The sequence below is a fragment of the Arthrobacter rhizosphaerae genome, assembly GCF_023062595.1.
Lineage (GTDB): Bacteria > Actinomycetota > Actinomycetes > Actinomycetales > Micrococcaceae > Arthrobacter > Arthrobacter rhizosphaerae.
In genome coordinates, this window is the sequence record NZ_JALLAN010000005.1 from 92,233 (window position 1) to 113,313 (window position 21,081).

The following is a 21,081-nucleotide window of genomic DNA, read 5'->3' on the forward strand; positions in this document are numbered from 1 at the left end:
GTACCCCTAGACTGGAACCATGAGCGAGCAGAACCATGACCACCCCGACGCTGAATCCTACGATCCTTCGGCCAGTTCCCTCGCCGGCCAGGTGGATAGCTCGGTGATGGCGGAACTTTTGTCCATCAGGTCCAGCATCGACAACATAGATGCGACGCTTGTGTTCCTCCTGGCCGAACGCTTTAAGGCCACGCAAAAGGTGGGCTTTCTCAAGGCAACGCATAAACTGCCCGCGGGCGATCCCGGGCGGGAACTGGCCCAGATCGCAAGGCTCAGGCGCCTGGCGGAAGAGGCCCATTTGGATCCTGCCTTCGCGGAGAAGTTCCTTAATTTCATCATTGGCGAGGTCATCCGCCATCACGAAGCGATTGCCGAGGACCATGAAGCGGCCACGAACGGCGCCCTGAACTCATCACAGCAGGTAGACGCCTAAATGCCGCTCGACAAACCACAGCAGGAAAGCCAGGTCACCGCAACAGCCCTCGGCCCATGGCCGGGGGAGGACCCCCTGGAAGCCAGCCGTATCGTCCGCGGCGAACTCGGTTCCCCGCACTTGCCGTTTCTGGTTGAGCTCCCGGAACGCGGGGTTGGTTCCGATTCATTGGGACGCACTGCCTCCGTTCTTGTGGATTTGGCCGTTGACGCGCAGCCCTACGGCTGGAGAATCGTGGACCGGCCCGGCAAGGACATGCGCAGGGCGGAATCGGCCCTTTCGACCGATATCAATGTGCTCGCAGATGTAGCCGGGTCAGAAGAGGCCCCGGCCGAAGAATTCAAGGTCCAGCTCATTGGTCCGCTCACCCTGGCCGCCGGGCTCCATCTGCACAATGGCGAGCGGGCCCTGTTGGACTACGGGGCACGACGCGATATTGCTGACTCGTTGGCAGCAGGCGTCCACGAATTGCTCGCGCGGATCTCGACGGCGGTCCCCGGTGCCCGTTTGGTGGTCCAGATCGACGAGCCGGATGTTGCTGCAATCATGGCCGGGACCATCCCGACGTCCAGTGGTTACCGGACCCTCCGTTCCGTCCCCGGGCATGAAGTTACTGAATCGTGGCGCTCGCTGATTGAGGCCCTGCGTGTTGCGGGTGCCGTGGAGATTGTCGTGGCAGTTCCGGAAGTCGAAGCACCGTTTGACCGCATCATCGCTGCCGGAGCCGATGGTATTTCCGTTCCTCTTAAAGCGCTCACATCCCGCCAGTGGGAGCAGTTGGCGGCTGCCGTGGAATCCGGTAAGCGGTTATGGGCGGGAGTCCTGCCCGTTGAAATCCACTCGGGACGTCTCCCTCGCGTGCCGGAGGTGGTGGAGAACGTCTGGCGGCCATGGCGGCAGCTCGGGCTTCCGGCCCATAGCCTCAGATCGCTCCGCGTCACGCCGTCGGCAGGCTTGGCCGGGCACACCCCATCAAGCGCAACAGCGGTCCTCACCCGCCTCACCCAAGTGGCAGACGGCCTCAACCAGCTGGCCTTGGGCTAGGTTCGGCTTTCCCACTTGTCCGGCTGGGCATAGGCCGGGAGGAACCCGGGAGTGCTGCCGCGCCCAGGATAGCTGAGCAGACGGTAGTCGAAATGCCCCGCGTAAACCAGGACGAGGCCAACCTGGGGCTGGATCACTTTGACCTGGATCCGGTGCTTCTGCTCAGAGGCATCCCACCATTGTTCTGCATAGGCTTTTGCATCGAGGGCCTTGGGAAGCGGAATCCGCAGAGGGCCCAGGAACAGCCGGGAGTTTCCGGAAATCCCACGCAGCCGGCCGTCCTCGGTGACTCCGAGGTCCAGATCCGTTACGAGTCTCCGGTAGCGGCCAACGTAGTCAACAAGCCGGGGATTCCGGGGCGGACCCATCGGTGCATCCTGTGGTGATGCAGCGAGGGAATCAGCCTGTGCTCCCTGAGGGGATTCAACCAGGCTCGTAGTGTCATGGAAGAGACGCGTGATTCCAGGAAAAAAGATCTCTCGCCGCGCAGTAAGGCTTGATCGCCCAAAGGGGTCAAGGTGGGCGTGGTTTTCGATCCGGAACCGGATGCCTTCCCCGTACTCGGGGAAGAAGGCCTCCTCGCTGCCGGTTAGCTTCAAGAGTGGCCGGAGCCAGGACTGGCGGCAACCAACAATCTCGAACACCCCTTCGCCTATGCCATACTTGCCCATTCCGGGGGCAAGCGTGAAGTATTCCTGCAGCTCCGGCTGCAGGCGTTCAAAGTCGCTGCCCATGGCACGCCGGTAAATCGGGGTTGTCACGCTGGCCTCCTGATAGTTCTGATTCTTGTCTTTCAAACACTCAAAGACTGGTTCACACTTGCCCTCATCAAGCCGGGCTAGAGACGTCCTGCCGCTTTGAGCCTGATGTACATATCGGCCAACGCAGGCGGCAGTTGATGTGGTTCAGCATCCACCACCTCCACACCGAGGTGGCGGAGTTGGTTCGCCACGGCCTCCCGTTCCAAAAGCGCGCGTTCGGCGGCAGCCGCACGGAAGACGTGGGCCGCCGTCGTGCGTTCGTTCTGCATCTCAGCCAGCATCGGATCGCGCACTGAGGCAACCACAACAACGTGCTGCTGCATCAGCTGCGCAGCCATGGGCAGCAGTCCTTCTTCGGGTGCGCCGCCATCGAGCGCCGTCAGGAGCACCACCATGGAGCGGTGCGCCGACACCGCCCGGACCTGGCCGGGAATCTGGCTCCAGTCCAGTTCGATGAGTTCCGCTTCCAGTGGCGCCATGGCTTGGACCAACTGTTCGAGAAGATTGCCCCTCGACGCAGACGCAGCCCTTCCCCTGACTCTCCGGTCAAAGGCGAAGAAGTCCACTCTGTCGCCGCCACGTTCCGCCAGGACAGCCAACAGGAGGGCTGCTTCGATGCCGGTATCGAGGCGCGGCTCGTCCTCGATACGTGCCGCTGCGGTCCGGGACGTGTCCAGCATGATGACGACACGGCGATCCCTTTCGGGGCGCCAGGTGCGTACCACGACGGCGGATCGTCGTGCCGTAGCGCGCCAGTCGATGGAACGCACGTCATCGCCGCGAACGTAGTCCCGGAGGGAGTCAAATTCCGTTCCCGCGCCGCGGATCTGCACCGCTGCCTTGCCATCAAGTTCCCGAAGCTTTCTCAGTTTGGACGGCAGATGCCTGCGCGAGTGGAACGGCGGGAGCACACGAAGTGAAGCGGAGGACGGGAATGTTCTTTGCCGGGCGGCCAGGCCCAATGATCCGAACGACCGTACGGTGACGTTGTCGGCCTTCAGGTCCCCGCGCCTGGTCGGGTGCAGACTTACGGTCATCCGCCGTCGTTCTCCGGAAGGTATGTCCAGTCTTTGAACCGGGTTTTGGGCTCCAGCGGATGGTTGCCATGCGTCGCGCACGGTCGCGCGGAGACGGCGTGGACCGGAATTTGTGATGGTGAGCGTGGAATCTGTGCCTGTGAGGAGCGTGACGCTGCCAGCGACGGAACGTTCGAACGAGATGCTGCGCGGGGATGCTGCGGTCACCAGATCAAAAACGAGGACTGCGCAAAGCACAAGGCATACCAGTAAGACCGTTCCCCAGTCCGGATACATCAGCACAGGAACAACGCCCAGCAATGCCAGGAGAACAAAACGTCCGGAAATCGCCATGAGGATCAGCGGGGAACTGGCACAGAAGCAAGGATGCTGCCCAGCACCCCATCAACGTGGACTCCATCCATCTGCGCTTCCGGGCGAAGCGCCACCCGGTGCCGCAGGCACGGGAGCGCAAGGGCCTTGACGTCGTCGGGCGTGACGAACTGCCGTCCCGAAAGCCACGCCCAGGCGCGGGATGTGCTTAACAAGGCCGTGGCACCTCGAGGGGATACGCCCAGCTGGAAGGACGGCGCGGACCTCGTCGCACGGACGATGTCAACGACGTAGGCGAGCACTTCCGGTGCGACAGTTACCTCGGCGACGGCCCGCCGGGCAAGTTCCAGCTCTTCGATCCCGGCAACCGCACGGACTCCCGCGGCAGCCAGATTTTTCGGGTCGAAGCCTGCAGCGTGTCGCCGGATGACCTCTATTTCGTCGTCGCGCCCGGGCAGCGGCATGGTGAGTTTCAGGAGGAACCGGTCAAGCTGGGCTTCAGGCAGGGGATAGGTGCCTTCGTACTCCACGGGGTTCTGCGTGGCGGCAACAATGAACGGCACGGGAAGCTGGCGCGAGACCCCGTCCACAGATACCTGACGTTCCTCCATGGCCTCCAGCAGCGACGCCTGTGTTTTGGGAGGTGTCCTGTTGATTTCGTCAGCCAGCAGGATATTGGTGAAGACGGGTCCTTCCCTGAAGGTGAATTCAGATGAATGGGCGTCGTACACCAGCGATCCCGTGACGTCGCCAGGCATGAGGTCGGGGGTGAACTGGATACGTTTGGTATCAAGATTCAAGGCTGCGGATAACGTGCGGACCAAGAGCGTTTTTGCCACGCCGGGAACACCCTCAAGCAACACATGACCGCGCGACAAAAGGGCGATCAGCATGCCGGTGACGGTGGAGTCCTGACCAACCACTGCTTTAGCTACTTCATGCCGGACGTCCAACAGTGACTGACGAACGGGATCACCCAGACGAGCGTGCTCCTCATCCCGGGGAGCCGCATGCTGTCCTGAGGGCCATGGGGCTACTGTCTGTGACGCTCCGGTCATACCGCTGGCAGGATACCCCGCACGCTGCTCACTCATTGTTCGATTACCTCTTTCTCTAGTCCTTGAAGTTGTTGTGCCCAGTGCACCAGCTGGCCTTCAGTACGCGGACGGCCGTTGAGTGTTTCAGCCACGCTTTCCGGGCTCCGTCCCAGTTTGCGGGCCGCGGCGGCGATGACGTCGTCCGGTTCTGCGTCCGCGCCAAGCCTCAGGGACTTGGCCAGCCGTACCAGGGTCCCGGCGCGGAGGCTTTCAGAGGCTGTGTCCACTGCCCGGGCGTCATGGTAGAGACGGGCACGGCCCTCCGCTGTTTCGGCCGCCTTCACCACCACGGGAAGGGGCTCCGTTACGAGCGGTCCTTGGCGTCGTCCGCGCCAGAACATGGACAGAAGGGCCACCAGGGCCAGCCATGGACCCAGAAACCCCACCCATTTCGGGGCGAGCTCATTGAGCGTTGGCGGCGAGTCCGTAGGTGAGATGTCTGAGAGGCCGGGAAGATACCAGACGAGGGTGTCGCTAGCTCCCAGCGTTCGCAATACCAAGGCCGCATTGCCATGCTCCTCGAGCAGGTCATTGCTGATGATCCCGGTACTCCCCAGCACGATGAGCCGTTCGTCCTCGGTTGTGGCGTAGATCCCTCCGTCGGACTCAACGGCCCGGTAGCAGGTCCAGCCCCCGCCGTCGCCGGTGTAGAGGAAGGCGGATTCAGCGGAGATGTCTCCGGCAGCCCGGGGATCGGCCGCATCGCAATCAGGCTCCACAGTATCCAGGGCTTCGGGTGCGACTCCGGCCTGTCGGATTTCACCACCGAGGCCCCGCAACGTTTGAAAATGCGGGGTCACCGCAACCACACGGTCAGAGGACTCAAGGAGCTCCTGCAACCGGTCCTCCTCCAGGAAGCCGTTGGGATCGTAGAGGAGAACGGTACTGCCTCCCTCGCCCCTGTCGGCCGAACTGTCCAACACCGAAAGCGTGGATTGGAACGAATCGGTCTGCTGGATGACAACGCCGTGGTCCTCAAGGATCCCTGCTGCCGCCATCCCCCCGTGAGGGGCGGCATTACGGATGGAGAGGACAGCACCGTCAGCTTTTGGCGACAGCTGAGCCACGATGGTCCACACCATGGCGGCAACGACCACGAGGCTGATCAGAATGAGGCCCCGATGCCGGCGCAGACGGTTGGAAATGACTCCCGCCAGCCGAGGGGAGGACGCGTCGGAAATATTGCTTGCCTGGGGGTTCGAAGCCGGCGAATCGGGAGAGCCGCCCTCAAGATCAAGGCTCACAGCGGACGCGCCAGCGTATGGGACGGTGAACCCTTGAAGTCCGGTTGGAGGCCGGAGATGGACTCGTCCAATGTCACGATGTCTGCAAAATCCTGCTGGTCCACGTGTGCATGTCCATAGCGGACTGCGTCGAAGACATTTGCTGCCCGCTCCAGCCGCCACACGACGGGGCTGAAGGCCGCTCCAAGACTTGCTGCAACTTCGTCAGCCGTTCGACCGGGCAGCGGATCAATAATGGTCCGTTCTTCGGCGGAGCGTACCACTGCCCGGAATTGCTCGACAACAGCCGTTCCCCAATCGGCGACGGCGGCTGCAGCTGCCGCCCTCTGGCGGTACGTGTCAGGGCTGACGGAAGGGTCGGCGTCGAAAACGGCCTTGCTGCTGTTCTTCCGGCGCGCGTTCAGGCGGGGACGAACCAGCACGATCGCCACGGCAATCACGATGACCGCCGCAACCGTGATGAGGGGCAGCGCTCCGGTGTCGGTGCCATCACTGCTGCCCAGCGAGTCCAGCCAGCGCAGGAAATTCCGCCAGGCATCTTCTATCCAACCAGGAGCTGATTCCGCATATTTAGGCTTGGACAGTTCCTCCTCGGCCCTACGACGGGCCTCATCCCGGTCGGGAAGCACCGGCGGCTCTGCCTGGTACGGACCAAGGGAAGGGAATGCCCCAGCCAGGTGTGCGGCAGCCATAATGATCATCCGTACATCGGGGGAGAGCCGCCCGCGGATTGGGGTCCGGTGCCTGGGTAGCCGGACCGGCCCGCAGAATAGACCGCTGCTCCTCGTCCGGGCACGCCGTCAGGGTCCTCGCCCGATTCGAGCGAACGGATCAGCACCAGGTCCAGTCCGTCTTTGCGCATCCGAAGATCCAGGTACAGCAAAGCCATGACTGATGTCTGGAAGGCATATCCCACCGCCCCAACCAAGGCGGAAACGATGGTCGAAGCAATGAGGATACCCACGCCGGCCGCAGCCGCTTCTTCTGCGCCTGCATGAGGCGTGAGAAAACCGGTGCCACCAGAAATGAGACCCAACGGCATCGTAACTATCTGACTGATGATGCTGATGAGAATGGAAATCACCAGCGAGATGCCCAGGATCCGCCACCAGTTGTTGCGTGTCAGCGTCCAGGAACGGCCTAGACCACCCAAGACACCGAGTTCCTCAATCACAATGGCGGCGGGGGCGACCATAAAACGGATGTAAACCCAGACCATTGCAACGATCAGTCCAATAAAAAGGGGAACGGAAATCGCCGCCGATACACCCCCCATCGTCTCCGCCAAGACAATGGCGAGGATCACGAGGAGAGCAATTGCTCCCAGGTATCCGACGAGGAGGAGTGCGGCCAGCCCGATCAAGGCCCCGACGCGTCCCTTGGCCAACTGCCACATCTGACGAAAGGTGGTGCGCCTGTTGAGCAGTGCCCGCGCTACCGGGATCACCATGACACCCTGAAGCACAGCGCTAAGGAACACGCTCAAGAGGACCAGCAGCAGACCGCCGGCTGCTATGCCTATAAACATGCCGACGATTTCGGATTGGTTCTGTCCCGACATCCAGGAAGGCATGGATTCTTCCCCAAGCGAACCGAAACCGAAAAAGCCCACAAAAGCGGCGGCGATGATGGTGAGGGATTGTCCCAGCAGGGCAGCGCCGAACATTGCCTGCGGGTTGCGGCGCACCGTCTGGAAGGAACCATCCATGATTTCCCCGAACATCAGGGGCCGCAGGGGCACCACTCCGGGCTTCGGCGGAGCAATGTACATCGGCCTCCCATAGGACCCCGCCGGGGAACCATACGGTCCTGGTTGTCCTTGCCAGGGATGCTGCCCCTGTTGTGAGGGCCAAGGTTGTCCAGGCCCCTGTTGTGAGGGCCAAGGTTGTCCAGGCCACTGTTGTGCGGACTGTGGGCCTTGCTGCCACGGCTGTTGCCCCTGTGGCGCGGGCCACGGCTGTTGGCCCTGTGGTGCGGGCCCTTGTGGTGGCGCCCAGGGTTGTTGACCTTGTTGCCATGCCGGCGGACCCCATTGAGGCTGGGATCCCCACGCAGGCTTATTTCCCGTAGGATGCTGCTCCCTCGGCGCCGAAGCGTTCCGTTCCTCTTCTGACAAGCTGTTCCTCCCCAAGCGGCCGCGTCCCCAGGCACCGCGCCATCCAAGGTCCCGGTTCCGGTTCCAGGTCAAGGTCATCCGGCCAGACCCGGCCTGTCCCCAGCCTATAGTTCCAGCGGGCAGCGTCATAGCACCACGGCCAAGCCTGCGGGTCCAAATTAGCCGCGGTGTCCCGGTGTACGAAAGGGACCGGAGCAGACAGCCGAGGCACCCGCGCCATGCCGTCCCAGCCACCCAACAGGACAAAGCCAATACAATAAGGGAATATGTAACTATGAAGGCACGCATTCTGGTAGTGGACGATGACGAGGCGTTGGCCGAGATGATTGGCATTGTGTTGCGCAATGACGGCTTCGAGCCGGTATTTTGTGCCGACGGCGGTCAGGCTCTGGAAATTTTCCGCTCCTCCAAGCCGGACCTCGTGCTGCTCGATCTCATGCTCCCCGGAGTCGATGGAATAGAGGTATGCCGTCAGATCCGGGGTGAGTCCGACGTTCCGATTGTGATGCTAACGGCTAAATCCGACACCTCTGACGTGGTCCGTGGACTGGAGTCAGGGGCCGATGACTATGTGCCTAAGCCCTTCAAACCCGCTGAACTCGTGGCCCGCGTGCGGGCCCGGCTGCGGCCGGGCGACCAGAAGGCGCCCGAAACCTTGCGCATCGCGGACATCACCATCGACGTTGCAGGCCATCTGGTGAGCCGAGGCAGCGAACGGATCTCGTTGACTCCATTGGAGTTCGACTTGCTGGTGGCCCTTGCCCGCAAACCCTGGCAGGTCTTTACCCGTGAACTCCTTCTGGAACAGGTGTGGGGCTACCGCCATGCAGCCGACACACGACTGGTCAACGTCCATGTCCAGCGGTTGAGGTCAAAGATTGAGCGTGACCCTGAAGCCCCCGAAGTAGTATTGACGGTCCGTGGTGTCGGCTATAAAGCAGGTTCCTGAGCCTCGCAAGGGACGCTCCGGCGAAACGGACCCCCAGCCGCCACCGGCTGAAGCTGCCGAGCCAAGCGCCACCAAACCAATTTTGCATCCGGAGACCGAAAGATCGCCGGTGCCTGAGCATGCCCCTGAACATACGGATGCGTTGGCCAATGTGGCCGGGCTGTCTTTCCGTGCCAGGCTCTGGGGGCGGCGGGCACAAATCGTCGTGCTGCGTATTCTCCGGCTCGTTCGAACCACGCTAAGCCGGGCCTTGCCCGCGTTCCGGTTCCTGCTTCGCTCGCTGCGCCGGCGATGGCGTCGTTCCCTGCAACTGCGAACGGTCCTTACCACGCTGTTGCTTTCGATCAGCTCTTTTGCCGTTGTGGGTGCCTATTTGTCGAATCAAATCGCGAACAACCTGTTCCAGGAACGGCTGACCCAGGCAGAGTCCGAGACCCTGTACAACGTGAAGCAGGTCCAGGAAACGTTCGACGGCGCGCAGGTAACCAATCAGTCCAGTGTCATCACACTCGTCTACGACACACTGAATGCCGTCGAAGGCCGTGGCAACGTGATTCAGAGGCGCTACGTCTTTGAAGCAAAGCCGGAGCAGACCAAGCCCCGAAACCGGTGGGTGGAATCGCGGGCATCGGACCAGCTGACCATAAACGTCATTCCTCCGGAACTTCGAAGGGCGGTGCAGGAGTCCGGAAAGGAGCAGTTCTGGGCGTCGATGGAGTTTCCGGTCGGTACCGAGGACCGGCCAGGTATTGCGGTCGGAAACCTGGTGACATTCAACGGTACGGCGTACGAGCTGTACCTGATCTACGACCTTAACTCGGCACAGAAGACTCTCGATGAGATCCAAAACGTACTGTGGGCAGGCGGGGCAGTCCTGGTTCTGATGATTGGTGCCATCGCCTGGTATGTCACGCGGAATGTGGTGAGCCCGGTCAGTCATGCAGCCCTCGTATCCGAAAAGCTGGCCGCCGGCCAACTGCAGGAGCGGATGGTGGTCAAAGGCGAGGACGAAGTCGCGCGCCTGGGAGCTTCCTTCAATCACATGGCAGCCAGCCTTCAGGAACAGATCACCCAGCTGGCGACGCTTTCCCAGATGCAGCAGAGATTCGTATCAGACGTGTCGCACGAACTCCGTACACCCCTGACAACAGTCCGGATGGCTGCTGAAGTCCTGTACGACGCCCGCCACGACTTCGATCCCATTAATAAGAGATCCGCTGAGCTTCTTTACAACCAGGTGGAAAGATTCCAGTCACTGTTGGCGGACCTGCTGGAGATCTCGCGCTTCGATGCCGGAGTGGCCAGGCTTGATGCCGAGCCAACTGATATCTTGCCGCTGGTAACCCATGTGCTGGACGGGGTGGCTCCCGTGGCCGCAGAATACGGCTCTGAAATAGTGGTCATTTGCCGGGAAAAAAGCATCGTTGCGGAGATGGACGCTCGCCGGATCGACCGCATACTTCGTAACCTTGTCCTCAATGCGCTCGAACATGGTGAGGGCAAACCCATCCACATCTCCGTAGCGGCGAATGAGTCTGCCGTCGCAATCGCGGTGCGGGACCATGGAATTGGAATGAGTCCAACAGAGGCCGCCCGGGTCTTCGATAGATTTTGGCGTGCGGACCCGGCCCGGGCGCGCACCACCGGTGGCAGCGGACTGGGGCTGTCAATCGCAGCTGAGGACACAAAGCTGCATGACGGCTGGCTTCAGGCCTGGGGCAACAAGGGGTCAGGATCCAACTTCAGGTTGACGCTCCCCCTCCGGCAGGGCGAAGCCATTGTAAAGTCGCCTCTCCAACTGGAGCCGGCCGACGTCGAACTTTCCGGGCGTGCCGGTGAACGCTCCACACTGATCCTCAACTCTGCTGCCCCGGCGGGTCCCACAGCCGCTGTGGAGGCCCCCGTACGGGGAAACGCCGTCGGTAAAGAAAACAGCCGGGAGGATTCTCGTGAGTACTGAGAATCCCGGGTGGCGTGCCATCCGTCCCATTGTGGCGTCGCTGACGGTCCTGCTGTTGCTCTTCGTCACCGCCTGCGCGCAAATTCCCCGGTCCGGGCCAGTAGGAAAAAGCACAGACGAAAGCGCGGGCAATCCGGACGCACCGGTGTTTTTTCCAGCGGGACCTCTTGAGGGCGCCAGCCCGGAATCCATCCTTGAGGGCTTCTTCAGTGCCGGCAGCGGCTACGAGTCCGACTACGCGGTGGCCCGCCAGTTCCTCACACAGGCATCGGCCGTCTCCTGGAAACCCGACCAGAAGACTCTCGTTTTCAGGTCGGCCCGAGTGGTGAAAACAGCCGTTGAGAATGTCTACAACTATGAGCTTGACCTGTCCTACACAGTAGACGCCGACGGCGTGGCCACGCCCCTTCCCGAAGGGACCAAGGAAAATATTCCAGCTACATTGACACAGGTCGACGGCGAATGGCGGGTTTCGGCGATACCGGACGGTACGGCTATCCCGGAAGAGAATTTCAGAATCATCTATGGCGCCTACCCCATCTACTTCTATGATCACAGCTTCACTTACGCGGTTCCGGACATGCGTTGGTTCATCAAAAAGAAGACGGTTAAGGCCATGACCAGTGCGCTCTTGGCCGGCCCGGCACCGTACCTCCGGGGTGCGGTGGTGAGTGCATTTCCTTCCGGTATGCGGCTCGCACGTGAGTCTGTACCTGTCGTTTCCGGTGCTGCGCAGGTGGATCTGACGGCCAAGGAACTGAGGGAGTCTTCGCCCGAGGACAGGTTGCGGATGCAGACGCAGTTGGCGTTGACCTTCCGCGGCCAACCAGATGTCATCAATGTGGAACTGCGGGCGGATCAGGATCTGGTGCGGGTCGAAGACAACGGGTCCGTTCTTCCGCCGATTCGTGACGTGAATGTTCCTGCCCGCCAGATCGCCGTCAACGGCAATGAGCTCGTCCGCTATGAAAACAACAGGGTCTCGCCGCTGCCTGATATGCAGTCTGTCAGTGGGCTGGGGCCACGGTCACCTGCAGAGTCGCCGGTATCCCAGACGGCAGCGTTCCTCAACGGGGGCAGAACCACGCTGTATTCCATCCTTCCAGGACAACCTGCCAGGGCACTGACCACACGCAGCACCCTCACCCATCCATCCTTCGGGCGGAGCGACTGGGTGTGGACCGCCGGCCCCGGTGCCAACGGCTCCAGCGAGGTGGTGGCATTCCGGCCCGTGAATGTTGCCGAAGGTGGTGCGGTTCCGACCGTTACCCTGGCGCCATCCTGGCTTGCAGGCAGGAATGTGAAGGAGTTCAGGCTGTCCCGTGAAGGCGTCCGTGCCCTCGTAATCTCGGAGCAGAACGGGAAAACACGCGTGCAGATTACGGGCATCGTCCGCAATGCAGACGGGACTCCCCGTGACCTGACCGCACCGATCACCTTGGTCAACTCAAAGGAAGCGGACCAAGGAGTCTGGGTGAACGAGACCACGGTGGCAGTCATGAAGACCGCAGTGAATGCGAATGACGCTGTGGCGCCCGAGCTGCTGTCGTTGACGTCCTCGCCCCCGCAGCAGCTTGCACCGTGGCCGGGACTGACCGCCATCAGCGCAGGGAACGGAGCCGATGAGATCTTTGGCCAGTCTCCGGAAGGCATTTTCCAACGACTCGGAAACGGCTGGTCGCCACAGCTGAAAGGACCGGTGGACCCCTCCTTCCCAGGCTGACGTCAACCGTGCTGGACATGTCGCGGAGGGTAGCTGACCCGGCTCTGAAGAGGGTTTTCCACACAGGAGCAGTTCTCCCTGTCATCCGATCCCTCTGGGAAGAACACTGGGACGATGAAGTCGCCTACGGTTTGCGCCGACCCGGATCTGGCGTCCTCAGTGATGACGGCCGCAAAGCATCGGGGTAGTTACTCCAACCGGTTCTGGAGGTGGGGGGAGGCGCTGGCTGCTTCTTTCGCAGAACTGCTGGCTCTCATATCGCCAATTGACTGTGTCTGTTGTGGTGCTGAAGACAGCTCCCTCTGTGCGGTATGCGGGCGGCAAATCCTTCGGCTTACCCGCACCCCATTCAGGGCTGAAGGCCAAGCTCCGGCGCTGATGGATGTGGATGGCTCGGTCATTTTGCCGGTAGTGGCAGCGGCGGTTTATCGGGAGGAGATGGCCCAGGCCGTCCTGTCCTTCAAAAGACATGGCCAGTATCAACTGGAGAACGCTCTCGCCAAAGGCCTCGGCCGGGCCATCCGTGCGAGCTTGGGAAATGGCGCCAACGTGAGGCTGGTCCCTGTCCCGAGCAGCGCATCGGCATATAGGAAGCGCGGCTTCAGTCCCGTCCACCTCCTGCTGCGCAACCTGTGGCTGCATGGGGAGTTGGGGGGCTTCGTCGTCGTCGATGCCCTGAGAAAATCAAGCAGAATCAACAGAGGAAGCACGACGCCGGGGGGAATCCGTGGAGCAGCCGGAATGGCAAATCACAGCGGGCAAAAAGGCCTGGGCCGGGGGCAGCGGGCGCGGCGGGTGAGAGGCTCCATGATGTCCCGGACCCCCCGCCGTCGGCTGATCCGGGGGCAGCCCTGCATCATTGTCGACGACGTCCTCACCACTGGTGCAACACTGGCCGAAGCAGCCCGGGCACTGCATGCCGCGGGGGGTATCGTAGTGGGCGCAGTGGTCCTTTCCGCGACACGAGCGCCCGATGCCGGCGGCGTGGTTTCTGAGGCCCCTCAGGTCAGCGATAGCCACAAGGACTTAGAAAAAAATAAACGGCGAAAAGATGAATAACGGGTAGCTATGAACTAACGTCGGTTGTGGGTACCAAGATCAGTTGTACCTGTCGATAGCGGCTCGAAAGGGGGCTCGACTGTCAATCAGATCGGCCCCCGGAAGTGCCGCCGTCGTGTCACCGAAGTCATTTGGAGGGCACCATGGAGTTCATGATCAGCGGACGGAATTTGACGGTTTCAGACCGCTTCCGCGAATATGCCGGCGAGAAGATTTCAAAGATTGAGTCGTTGGGGGACAAGGTCCAGAGGGTAGACGCAAAGGTCTCGAAAGAGACCGGCACGCGGCAGACCGGCGATCAGCTCACAGTTGAAGTCACAGTTTTGGGACGAGGTCCCGTGATCCGCGCCGAAGCCAGCGCCGCGGACAAATTCGCTGCATTCGACTTGGCTTACAACAAACTCCTTGAACGGTTACGGAGGGCAAAGGACCGGAAGAAGGTCCACCACGGACGGCACACGCCCAAGGCTGTCCGGGAAGCTACTGCAGCACTGGAACCCGCAAGCCCCAGCGGTCCGCTCTATGCGGAGACCAGCGACCGCAAGCCCCCTGTCACGCCTACGGTCGAAAAGTCACCGTACGACGTCGACAACGACATTCCGGCCGGTGATTCGCCGGTGCTGATCAGGCGCAAGGTCTTCCCTGCGGCCTCCCTGAGTCTCGACGACGCTGTCGACAATATGGAGCTGGTCGGCCATGACTTTTATCTCTTCGTCGATAAGGCGACCAACGCCCCTTCAGTGGTTTACCGGCGTCGCGGCTGGACTTATGGCGTCATCACCCTGGATCAGTTCTGCGAACCGGGCGAAAACCTGCTCGAAGACAAGATCATCGCGTACCGCTCTGATGATCAGGCAGCGAACGCGTAAGGCAGCGGTAACCCAGGCTGCAGGAAGCCTCCAAAGAAAGGACTGATGTGAGTGCATCGCTGAGCCTGATCCAGGCCAGGCGGATTGCACTTGCAGCTCAGCAATTGGACAAAGGACGGCCCACCGGCCCCGTGACATCACGGGCCGTGGGCCGTACCTTTGCCCGGCTGCATCTAGTGCAGATTGACTCGGTCAACGTGCTGGCCCGCAGTCACTTCCTGCCGTTTTTCTCCCGACTCGGAAACTATGACCGGAAAATACTGCAGCATATGGCCGGAACCCATCCTCGACGGATGATGGAGTACTGGGCGCACGAGGCCTGCTTGATCCTGCCTGATCATTTCCACGACCTCGTACTCTGGCAAAACCGGAAATGGGTAGGCGCCGGAGGCATGGACCCCTTGCTCCGTGAGGATGTGGCGAACCAGGTGCTGGCAGTGCTTTCGAAGGGTAAACCCCTGACAGCTGGGGAACTCACTGCCCGGATCGGCCATGTGGAGGACCGTCGCCAGGACAACTGGGGGTGGAACTGGAACGCCGTCAAGAGGGTACTCGAGCACCTGTTTGAGGAAGGAGTGGTCTCGGCTGCGTCCCGGACAGAACAATTTGAACGCCGCTACACACTGACCTCAAAGATCCTGCCGGCAGCATCCCTTGAACCGTCGGCTGATCGTGACCCCGATACCGCAATGGACAGGCTCATTGAAGCTGCTGCAAGGGCTCACGGCATCGGAACTGTACGCTGTTTCGCGGACTACTTCCGGACACCATTGCGTGCCGGAGCCATCTCAGTGGAGCGTCTTGTCGAGCAGGGTCGTCTGCAACCTGTCAGCGTGGAAGGCTGGGATAAGCCCGTGTACAGGCATGCCGAGGCCAAGCTTCCACGTGCCGTTACGGGCCGGGCGCTCCTGAGCCCCTTCGATTCGCTTGTGTTTGAGCGCCAACGGCTGGAGGCCTTGTTCGGGTTCCACTACAGGATCGAAATCTATACTCCCGAGGCCAAGAGGAGGTTCGGGTACTACGTCCTGCCGTTCCTGCTTCGCGACGGAATCGTGGCACGTGTTGACCTGAAGGCGGACCGCACAACAGGAAGACTGCTGGCGAGAGCAGCTTATGCAGAGCCGAATGCGCCTGATGACACTGCTGCCGAACTTGCCGACGAGCTGAGGCTCATGGCGGAGTGGCTCGAACTGGAGGAGGTGGTCGTCTTCCCTGTTGGGGATCTGGGACCTGCTTTGGCAGATGAAATGGCGCGGCCCCGGATTGGGTATCAGCTCTCAGGGAACACTAACAGCGTGGCCAGTGTCTCTCACGTAGACTGAACACGCCAGAATTCGGCAGCTTGAGACTGGGAGCAACTTCACGTGGCATCACTTATCGAAAAACTTCTCCGTACGGGTGACAAAAAAACCCTGAGGCAACTGCGGAACTATGCCGATTCCATTAATGCCCTGGAAGACTCATTCAAAACCTTCACGGATGCTGAACTGCGGGAAGAAACCGATCGTCTCAGGGAGCGTCACCAGGACGGGCAGAAGCTGGATGAGCTTCTCCCCGAAGCCTTCGCCGCCGTACGCGAAGCCTCGTCCCGGACGCTGGGCCTACGCCACTTCGATGTGCAGCTCATGGGCGGGGCTGCCCTGCACCTGGGCAACATCGCCGAAATGAAAACCGGTGAAGGCAAGACCCTCGTGGCCACAGCTCCGGCCTACCTGAATGCTTTGACCGGCAATGGCGTCCACGTCGTCACGGTCAACGACTACCTGGCCGAATACCAGTCTGACCTGATGGGCCGCGTATACCGCTTCCTGGGCTTGAGCAGCGGATGCATCCTTTCGAACCAGGATCCCTCCGTACGCCGCGAGCAGTACGCCGCTGACATCACCTACGGCACCAATAATGAATTCGGCTTCGACTACCTGCGCGACAACATGGCGTGGGACCAGTCGGAACTGGTCCAGCGCGGACACAACTTCGCCATCGTCGACGAGGTCGACTCCATCCTCATTGACGAGGCCCGTACCCCGCTTATCATTTCGGGGCCGGCACAGGGCGACACGAACCGCTGGTACAGCGAGTTCGCCAAAGTAGTGACGCGCCTCCAGCCCGAACGGGACTATGAGGTAGACGAGAAGAAGCGCACCGTCGGTGTTCTTGAGGCTGGCATCGAAAAGGTCGAAGACTATCTCGGTATCCAGAACCTCTACGAGTCAGCCAACACGCCCTTGATCGGCTTCCTGAACAATGCCATCAAGGCCAAAGAACTTTTCAAGCGGGACAAGGACTACGTCATCCTCGACGGCGAAGTCCTGATCGTTGACGAACACACCGGCCGCATCCTGGCCGGACGCCGCTACAACGAAGGCATGCACCAGGCCATCGAAGCCAAGGAAGGCGTCGAAATCAAGGCCGAGAACCAGACCTTGGCCACGGTGACGCTGCAGAACTACTTCCGTATGTACAGCAAGCTCTCCGGCATGACGGGCACGGCCGAAACCGAAGCCGCAGAATTCATGGGCACCTACAAGCTCGGCGTTGTTGCCATTCCGACCAACAGGGACATGCAGCGGATCGACCAGTCCGACCTCGTGTACAAGAACGAGACGGTGAAGTTCGACGCCGTCGTCAAGGACATAGCCGATCGCCACGAAAAGGGGCAGCCGATCCTGGTCGGCACCACCAGCGTCGAAAAGAGCGAGTACCTTTCGCGTCTCCTGGCCAAGGAGGGCATCCGGCATGAGGTTCTGAACGCCAAGAACCACGCCCGTGAAGCCGCCATTGTTGCGCAGGCCGGACGCAAGGGGGCCGTCACCGTGGCCACCAACATGGCCGGTCGCGGTACCGACATCATGCTCGGCGGCAACGCCGAATTCACGGCAGTGGCCGAACTGGCGAAGAGGGGACTGGACCCCGAAGAAAACTCAGAGGAGTACGAATCTGCATGGCCAGCTGCCTTTGAAGCTGCCCAGCAGGCAGTCAAGGACGAGCACGAAGAGGTTTTGAACCTCGGGGGCCTCTATGTGCTGGGCACAGAGCGCCATGAATCGCGACGGATCGATAATCAGTTGCGCGGCCGTTCCGGGCGTCAGGGAGACCCCGGCGAATCGCGGTTCTACCTTTCCCTCACGGACGACCTCATGCGACTCTTCAACTCCGGTGCCGCAGAGCGCCTGATGAACAGTTCTGTCCCTGACGACGTTGCCCTCGAATCCAAGCTCGTCTCCCGTGCCATCGCCTCTGCCCAGGGGCAGGTGGAGGGCCGCAATGCGGAGCAGCGCAAGAACGTGCTCAAGTACGACGACGTCCTCAACCGCCAGCGTGAAGCGATCTATGGCGATCGGCGTCGGATCCTGGAGGGTGACGACCTCCACGAAAAGGTGCAGTACTTCCTCGAAGACACCATCAACTCCTTCATCGATGAAGCTACCGCCGAAGGGAACGGTGACGACTGGGATTTCAACCAGTTGTGGACCAACCTGAAGACGCTTTATCCCGTCAGCGTCACTCCTCACGACATCATCGATGAAGCCGGTGGGAAGTCACGAATCACAGCAGAATTCCTTCGGGAGGAAATTCTTTCCGATGCCCGACTGGTGTACCAGGCACGGGAAGAATCCATTGGTTCCGAGAGCATGCGGGAACTCGAGCGCAGGGTTGTCCTTTCGGTGATTGGGCGCAAATGGCAGGAACACCTCTACGAGATGGACTATCTGAAGGAGGGCATTGGCCTCCGGGCGATGGCCCAGCGCGATCCGCTCGTTGAGTACCAGCGCGAAGGGTTCATCATGTTCCAGGCCATGATGGAAGCCATCCGGGAAGAAAGCATCGGATTCCTGTTCAACCTTGAGGTCGAAGTAACGCCAGCCGAAGATGTGGTCGTCGCGGATGCCGACGGGGAGCATACAGAACATCACACACCGCAGATAAAGGCTGCAGGCCTGCAAGCTCCCGAGAAACCGGCCCAACTGCAGTACACGGCGCCGAGCGAGGACGGATCCAGCCAGACCCGTGTGGAGAGCAAGTCAACCGGCCGGTCAGGTAACCCCGCGAAGGCTGCCGCTCAGGATATCGGAAGACGGAGCACCAAGAAGAAGCGTCGCTGACCTGACAGTCAGGTCGCTGACCTGACAATCAGGGAAATCAGCCGATCTCCAAAACGGTGATCCGCCAAACCTTATTGTTCCGTTCCAGCCGCAATGCCACCGCGCGTGCCCGCGTCTCATCCACGACAACGGCGCTGGCCTCGTATATATCGCACGTCACTTCTGAGGCGCGTACGGAGCGCACTGCAGGATTTCGGTAGACACCGGTGGCGGACGGGGAGATGTTCTGCCTGTTGAGCCGGATGAGGGCGGCCCGGTGTTGAAGGGCCGCCAGGCACTGCTGGTCCAGGCGCCGGGCCAGCTGGTGGACAGGACGGGTGCCGGCAAGCACCTCAATGGCGGCCTGGACGGTTCCTCGGGCAATGGCGCAGACCTCGCGATGGTCGGTGGCCGCCTTTAGACTGCTCACCGGGCTGTTGATGATTTCCTTGGCAGGCTTCGGCCACGAAGCCTGTTGACCGGCTGGGTTGATGACTGAAGAGAGACGCTGGACAGCCGGGTCGCTGTTGGCTACTGGTTCCTGCTTGCTCCGAACAACCGTTACTGCACTCATAGTGTTCCTTCAATTGATGGTGGATTGGCCAGCGCCGGTCAGGCCGCACCGGGAGGCGTGAGCAGTTGCCCGGGTCTAAGAAAGTCAGGGTTCTCGCCGATAACGGCACGATTGACTTGATACCAGCGCGGCCACTCCCGGGCGACGTCTACATCAGAGGCGAGCGGACCAAGATAGTTGGCAACAATGGTCCAGAGGGAATCGCCGTCCACAACTGCTACCGGCGCGGTGCCGGTTTCCTGCCCATGGTGGACCGCCCGAAGCGGAGTGGCAGCGAGCGGGCCCGGATCCACAACTGGCTTGCGCGGCTGCCATCGGGGATCCAACGGCTGACTGTGGTTGCCGTCTGGCGGTGCAGCCTTCCAGACAGCTGATACTGACGACCCCTGGCTGGCCGTCAAACCTGAATCGGGGGATGTTGCGGCATTTGCCAGAGGCGCAGTGACCAACTGGAGGCCAATCGCGGCAAGTGCCAGCCTGCGCATATAGAGGGGAGTGAAACTACCCGTGATGGCCGCGGCCCGACGGCTCCCGGAATGCTCAAGAGCAGCTGCAACAAAAGCGATCAGTACGGAAAGTACCCACCACGAAACCAGGACCAAGCCAAGTATGTTGGCACTGAACCCCAACATGTCGTCAAAGCCCATCGACTGGTTCCGGGCAGCGGAATGTTGCCAGCGGCCCGTCATGGCATCCCCTGTCGCTGCAAGGAATACACCCAGCAGCAAAATCAGAAGTGCCCAGGCAGCATCCGCACGCAGAGGCCTGTGATCCGTGGATTTCAATGAGTGCCCCTGCCGTTCGTTAGATGTCATTTGATGCAGTTTGATGTCATTTGGTGCTGTTGGATCAGTCTGATGTAGAAGGCGCTGTTTTGTCCAGTCATTTTTCTTCTGGATCCTTGCGAATTGACCAGTTGACCAGGGACACCTACGCTGACGGCATGCGTTGGGATGCTCTGTTCGAAGACATGGAGGCCCAGTTCGCTGCCGAGAACCGGCTTCTGCAGGAATCCGAAATTGCTGAGCGCGTCCGGATAGACGCGGCAGGAGTGGGCATGGCTGACCGGCTCCGGGCGTCAATTAACCTCAGGGTCATGGTGCATCTGGTGTCCGGATCCACTCTTGCCGGGTTGCTGAGCCATGCAGGCAGCCAGTTGCTCGTTTTGAATGAACAGCAGCATCAGGTGCTTGTTCCCTACGCGGCTATTGGCCGTTGCAGCGGCCTTGCCCGGCATGCTCTGACGGAACCGTCCGTAGTACGGCAGAGGCCAGATCTAGGACGTGCGCTCAGGGCACTTTCACGGGATCGGTCCAATCTTGCGCTGACGTTGGCTGGCGGATCCCAAGGCGAAGTAACACTTCACGGGGTTATAGACCGCGTGGGCCGGGACTACGTGGACTTCGCCGTGACCGGCCCAGGGGAAGCCAGGCGTGCGGCAAACGTCATTGAGATGGCGGCCGTTCCCTTCACAGTTTTAAGGGCCATCAGGTCCACCCAACCCGCGATGGCCTGAGGGTTGAGTGGTGACCTGAAGACTAAGACCCAGGTCCCTGGCCTGTGTGCCGGAACTGAGCCTGCCGAAATCGAGGGAGCGAGTAGTCAGACCGACTTCGACTTTGACTCCTGGATCATGCGGCTTGCCTCGGCGTACCGCTCCTCTATGTACTGCTCCAGCATCTTTTCCTCGACCCGCCACTGACCCCGGCCGCCCACCTGGATAGCCTTGAGTTCACCGCTTCGTACAAGGGCGTAGGCTGCCGGGGAATTGATTTGCAGCTGTTCGGCAACGTCAGCGAGCGTCAGGAATCTGGGCATGTA

Annotated in this window: 20 protein-coding genes; 11 read left to right on the forward strand and 9 right to left on the reverse strand. The window is 61.0% G+C overall.

The window, feature by feature from the left end:
* The first annotated feature begins 19 nt into the window (after positions 1–19).
* Together MU551_RS08595 and MU551_RS08600 are read left to right on the forward strand one after the other, a co-directional pair.
* Entirely contained in the window at positions 20–433 is a 414-nt protein-coding gene (locus MU551_RS08595; protein ID WP_247042537.1) for a chorismate mutase, read from the forward strand.
* Positions 434–1,477, forward strand: coding sequence for a uroporphyrinogen decarboxylase/cobalamine-independent methonine synthase family protein (locus MU551_RS08600; protein WP_247042539.1), 1,044 nt, complete (start codon positions 434–436; stop codon positions 1,475–1,477).
* Here MU551_RS08600 and MU551_RS08605 read toward each other — a convergent pair.
* The 6 genes from MU551_RS08605 to MU551_RS08630 form a co-directional block, all read right to left on the reverse strand.
* Positions 1,474–2,238 (reverse strand): DUF4166 domain-containing protein, encoded by a 765-nt coding sequence (locus tag MU551_RS08605; RefSeq protein WP_247042541.1) that lies wholly within the window; start codon positions 2,236–2,238, stop codon positions 1,474–1,476. The genes MU551_RS08600 and MU551_RS08605 overlap by 4 nt on opposite strands.
* A gap of 77 nt (positions 2,239–2,315) precedes the next feature.
* Complete coding sequence (locus MU551_RS08610; protein WP_247042543.1) at positions 2,316–3,608, reverse strand: DUF58 domain-containing protein; 1,293 nt, start codon at positions 3,606–3,608, stop codon at positions 2,316–2,318.
* 5 nt (positions 3,609–3,613) lie between these two features.
* Positions 3,614–4,681 carry an AAA family ATPase gene (locus MU551_RS08615; RefSeq protein WP_247042545.1) on the reverse strand — a complete coding sequence of 356 codons (1,068 nt, stop codon included), beginning with the start codon at positions 4,679–4,681 and terminating at the stop codon, positions 3,614–3,616.
* Entirely contained in the window at positions 4,678–5,928 is a 1,251-nt protein-coding gene (locus MU551_RS08620; protein WP_247042547.1) for a DUF4350 domain-containing protein, read from the reverse strand. Before MU551_RS08620 ends, MU551_RS08615 begins: the two co-directional genes overlap by 4 nt.
* Positions 5,925–6,620: a DUF4129 domain-containing protein gene (locus tag MU551_RS08625; RefSeq protein WP_247042548.1), complete on the reverse strand. Its 696-nt coding sequence runs from the start codon at positions 6,618–6,620 to the stop codon at positions 5,925–5,927. The genes MU551_RS08620 and MU551_RS08625 overlap by 4 nt, the downstream gene beginning before the upstream one ends.
* Before the next feature lie 5 nt (positions 6,621–6,625).
* The gene (locus MU551_RS08630) at positions 6,626–7,699 is read right to left on the reverse strand and encodes a DUF7847 domain-containing protein (protein ID WP_247042549.1); all 1,074 of its coding nucleotides are present in this window, start codon (positions 7,697–7,699) and stop codon (positions 6,626–6,628) included.
* Between the two features lie 71 nt (positions 7,700–7,770).
* Between MU551_RS08630 and MU551_RS08635 the strand changes: the two genes are divergently transcribed.
* The 8 genes from MU551_RS08635 to secA all read left to right on the forward strand — a co-directional run bounded on the left by MU551_RS08635 (position 7,771) and on the right by secA (position 18,707).
* On the forward strand, positions 7,771–7,998 hold the full coding sequence (locus tag MU551_RS08635) for a hypothetical protein (protein WP_247042551.1): 228 nt from the start codon (positions 7,771–7,773) through the stop codon (positions 7,996–7,998).
* Between the two features lie 320 nt (positions 7,999–8,318).
* Entirely contained in the window at positions 8,319–8,993 is a 675-nt protein-coding gene (gene mtrA, locus MU551_RS08640) for an MtrAB system response regulator MtrA (protein WP_247042559.1), read from the forward strand.
* Positions 8,994–9,102: 109 nt separating this feature from the next.
* On the forward strand, positions 9,103–10,953 hold the full coding sequence (gene mtrB / locus MU551_RS08645) for an MtrAB system histidine kinase MtrB (RefSeq protein WP_247042565.1): 1,851 nt from the start codon (positions 9,103–9,105) through the stop codon (positions 10,951–10,953).
* Positions 10,943–12,676, forward strand: coding sequence for an LpqB family beta-propeller domain-containing protein (locus MU551_RS08650; RefSeq protein ID WP_247042567.1), 1,734 nt, complete (start codon positions 10,943–10,945; stop codon positions 12,674–12,676). Before mtrB ends, MU551_RS08650 begins: the two co-directional genes overlap by 11 nt.
* Positions 12,677–13,054: 378 nt before the next feature.
* Entirely contained in the window at positions 13,055–13,735 is a 681-nt protein-coding gene (locus MU551_RS08655) for a ComF family protein (RefSeq protein ID WP_247042571.1), read from the forward strand.
* Positions 13,736–13,878: 143 nt separating this feature from the next.
* The gene (gene hpf, locus MU551_RS08660; protein ID WP_247042572.1) at positions 13,879–14,604 is read left to right on the forward strand and encodes a ribosome hibernation-promoting factor, HPF/YfiA family; all 726 of its coding nucleotides are present in this window, start codon (positions 13,879–13,881) and stop codon (positions 14,602–14,604) included.
* A 47-nt stretch (positions 14,605–14,651) separates the two neighbouring features.
* A complete protein-coding gene (locus tag MU551_RS08665) occupies positions 14,652–15,926 on the forward strand; it encodes a winged helix-turn-helix domain-containing protein (RefSeq protein ID WP_247042573.1) in 1,275 nt (424 codons plus the stop codon).
* Positions 15,927–15,968: 42 nt separating this feature from the next.
* Positions 15,969–18,707, forward strand: a complete 2,739-nt coding sequence (secA, locus tag MU551_RS08670; RefSeq protein ID WP_247042574.1) for a preprotein translocase subunit SecA — start codon at positions 15,969–15,971, stop codon at positions 18,705–18,707.
* A gap of 37 nt (positions 18,708–18,744) precedes the next feature.
* Here the strand turns inward: secA and MU551_RS08675 are convergent, their stop codons facing one another.
* A complete protein-coding gene (locus tag MU551_RS08675; RefSeq protein ID WP_247042579.1) occupies positions 18,745–19,260 on the reverse strand; it encodes an Rv3235 family protein in 516 nt (171 codons plus the stop codon).
* Between the two features lie 38 nt (positions 19,261–19,298).
* Positions 19,299–20,075: a LysM peptidoglycan-binding domain-containing protein gene (locus tag MU551_RS08680; RefSeq protein WP_247042581.1), complete on the reverse strand. Its 777-nt coding sequence runs from the start codon at positions 20,073–20,075 to the stop codon at positions 19,299–19,301.
* Between the two features lie 128 nt (positions 20,076–20,203).
* Here MU551_RS08680 and MU551_RS08685 point away from each other — a divergent pair, with 128 nt between their 5' ends.
* The gene (locus tag MU551_RS08685; RefSeq protein ID WP_247042590.1) at positions 20,204–20,776 is read left to right on the forward strand and encodes a hypothetical protein; all 573 of its coding nucleotides are present in this window, start codon (positions 20,204–20,206) and stop codon (positions 20,774–20,776) included.
* A gap of 86 nt (positions 20,777–20,862) precedes the next feature.
* Here the strand turns inward: MU551_RS08685 and MU551_RS08690 are convergent, their stop codons facing one another.
* Positions 20,863–21,078 (reverse strand): helix-turn-helix domain-containing protein, encoded by a 216-nt coding sequence (locus tag MU551_RS08690; protein ID WP_045729765.1) that lies wholly within the window; start codon positions 21,076–21,078, stop codon positions 20,863–20,865.
* Positions 21,079–21,081 lie beyond the last annotated feature (3 nt).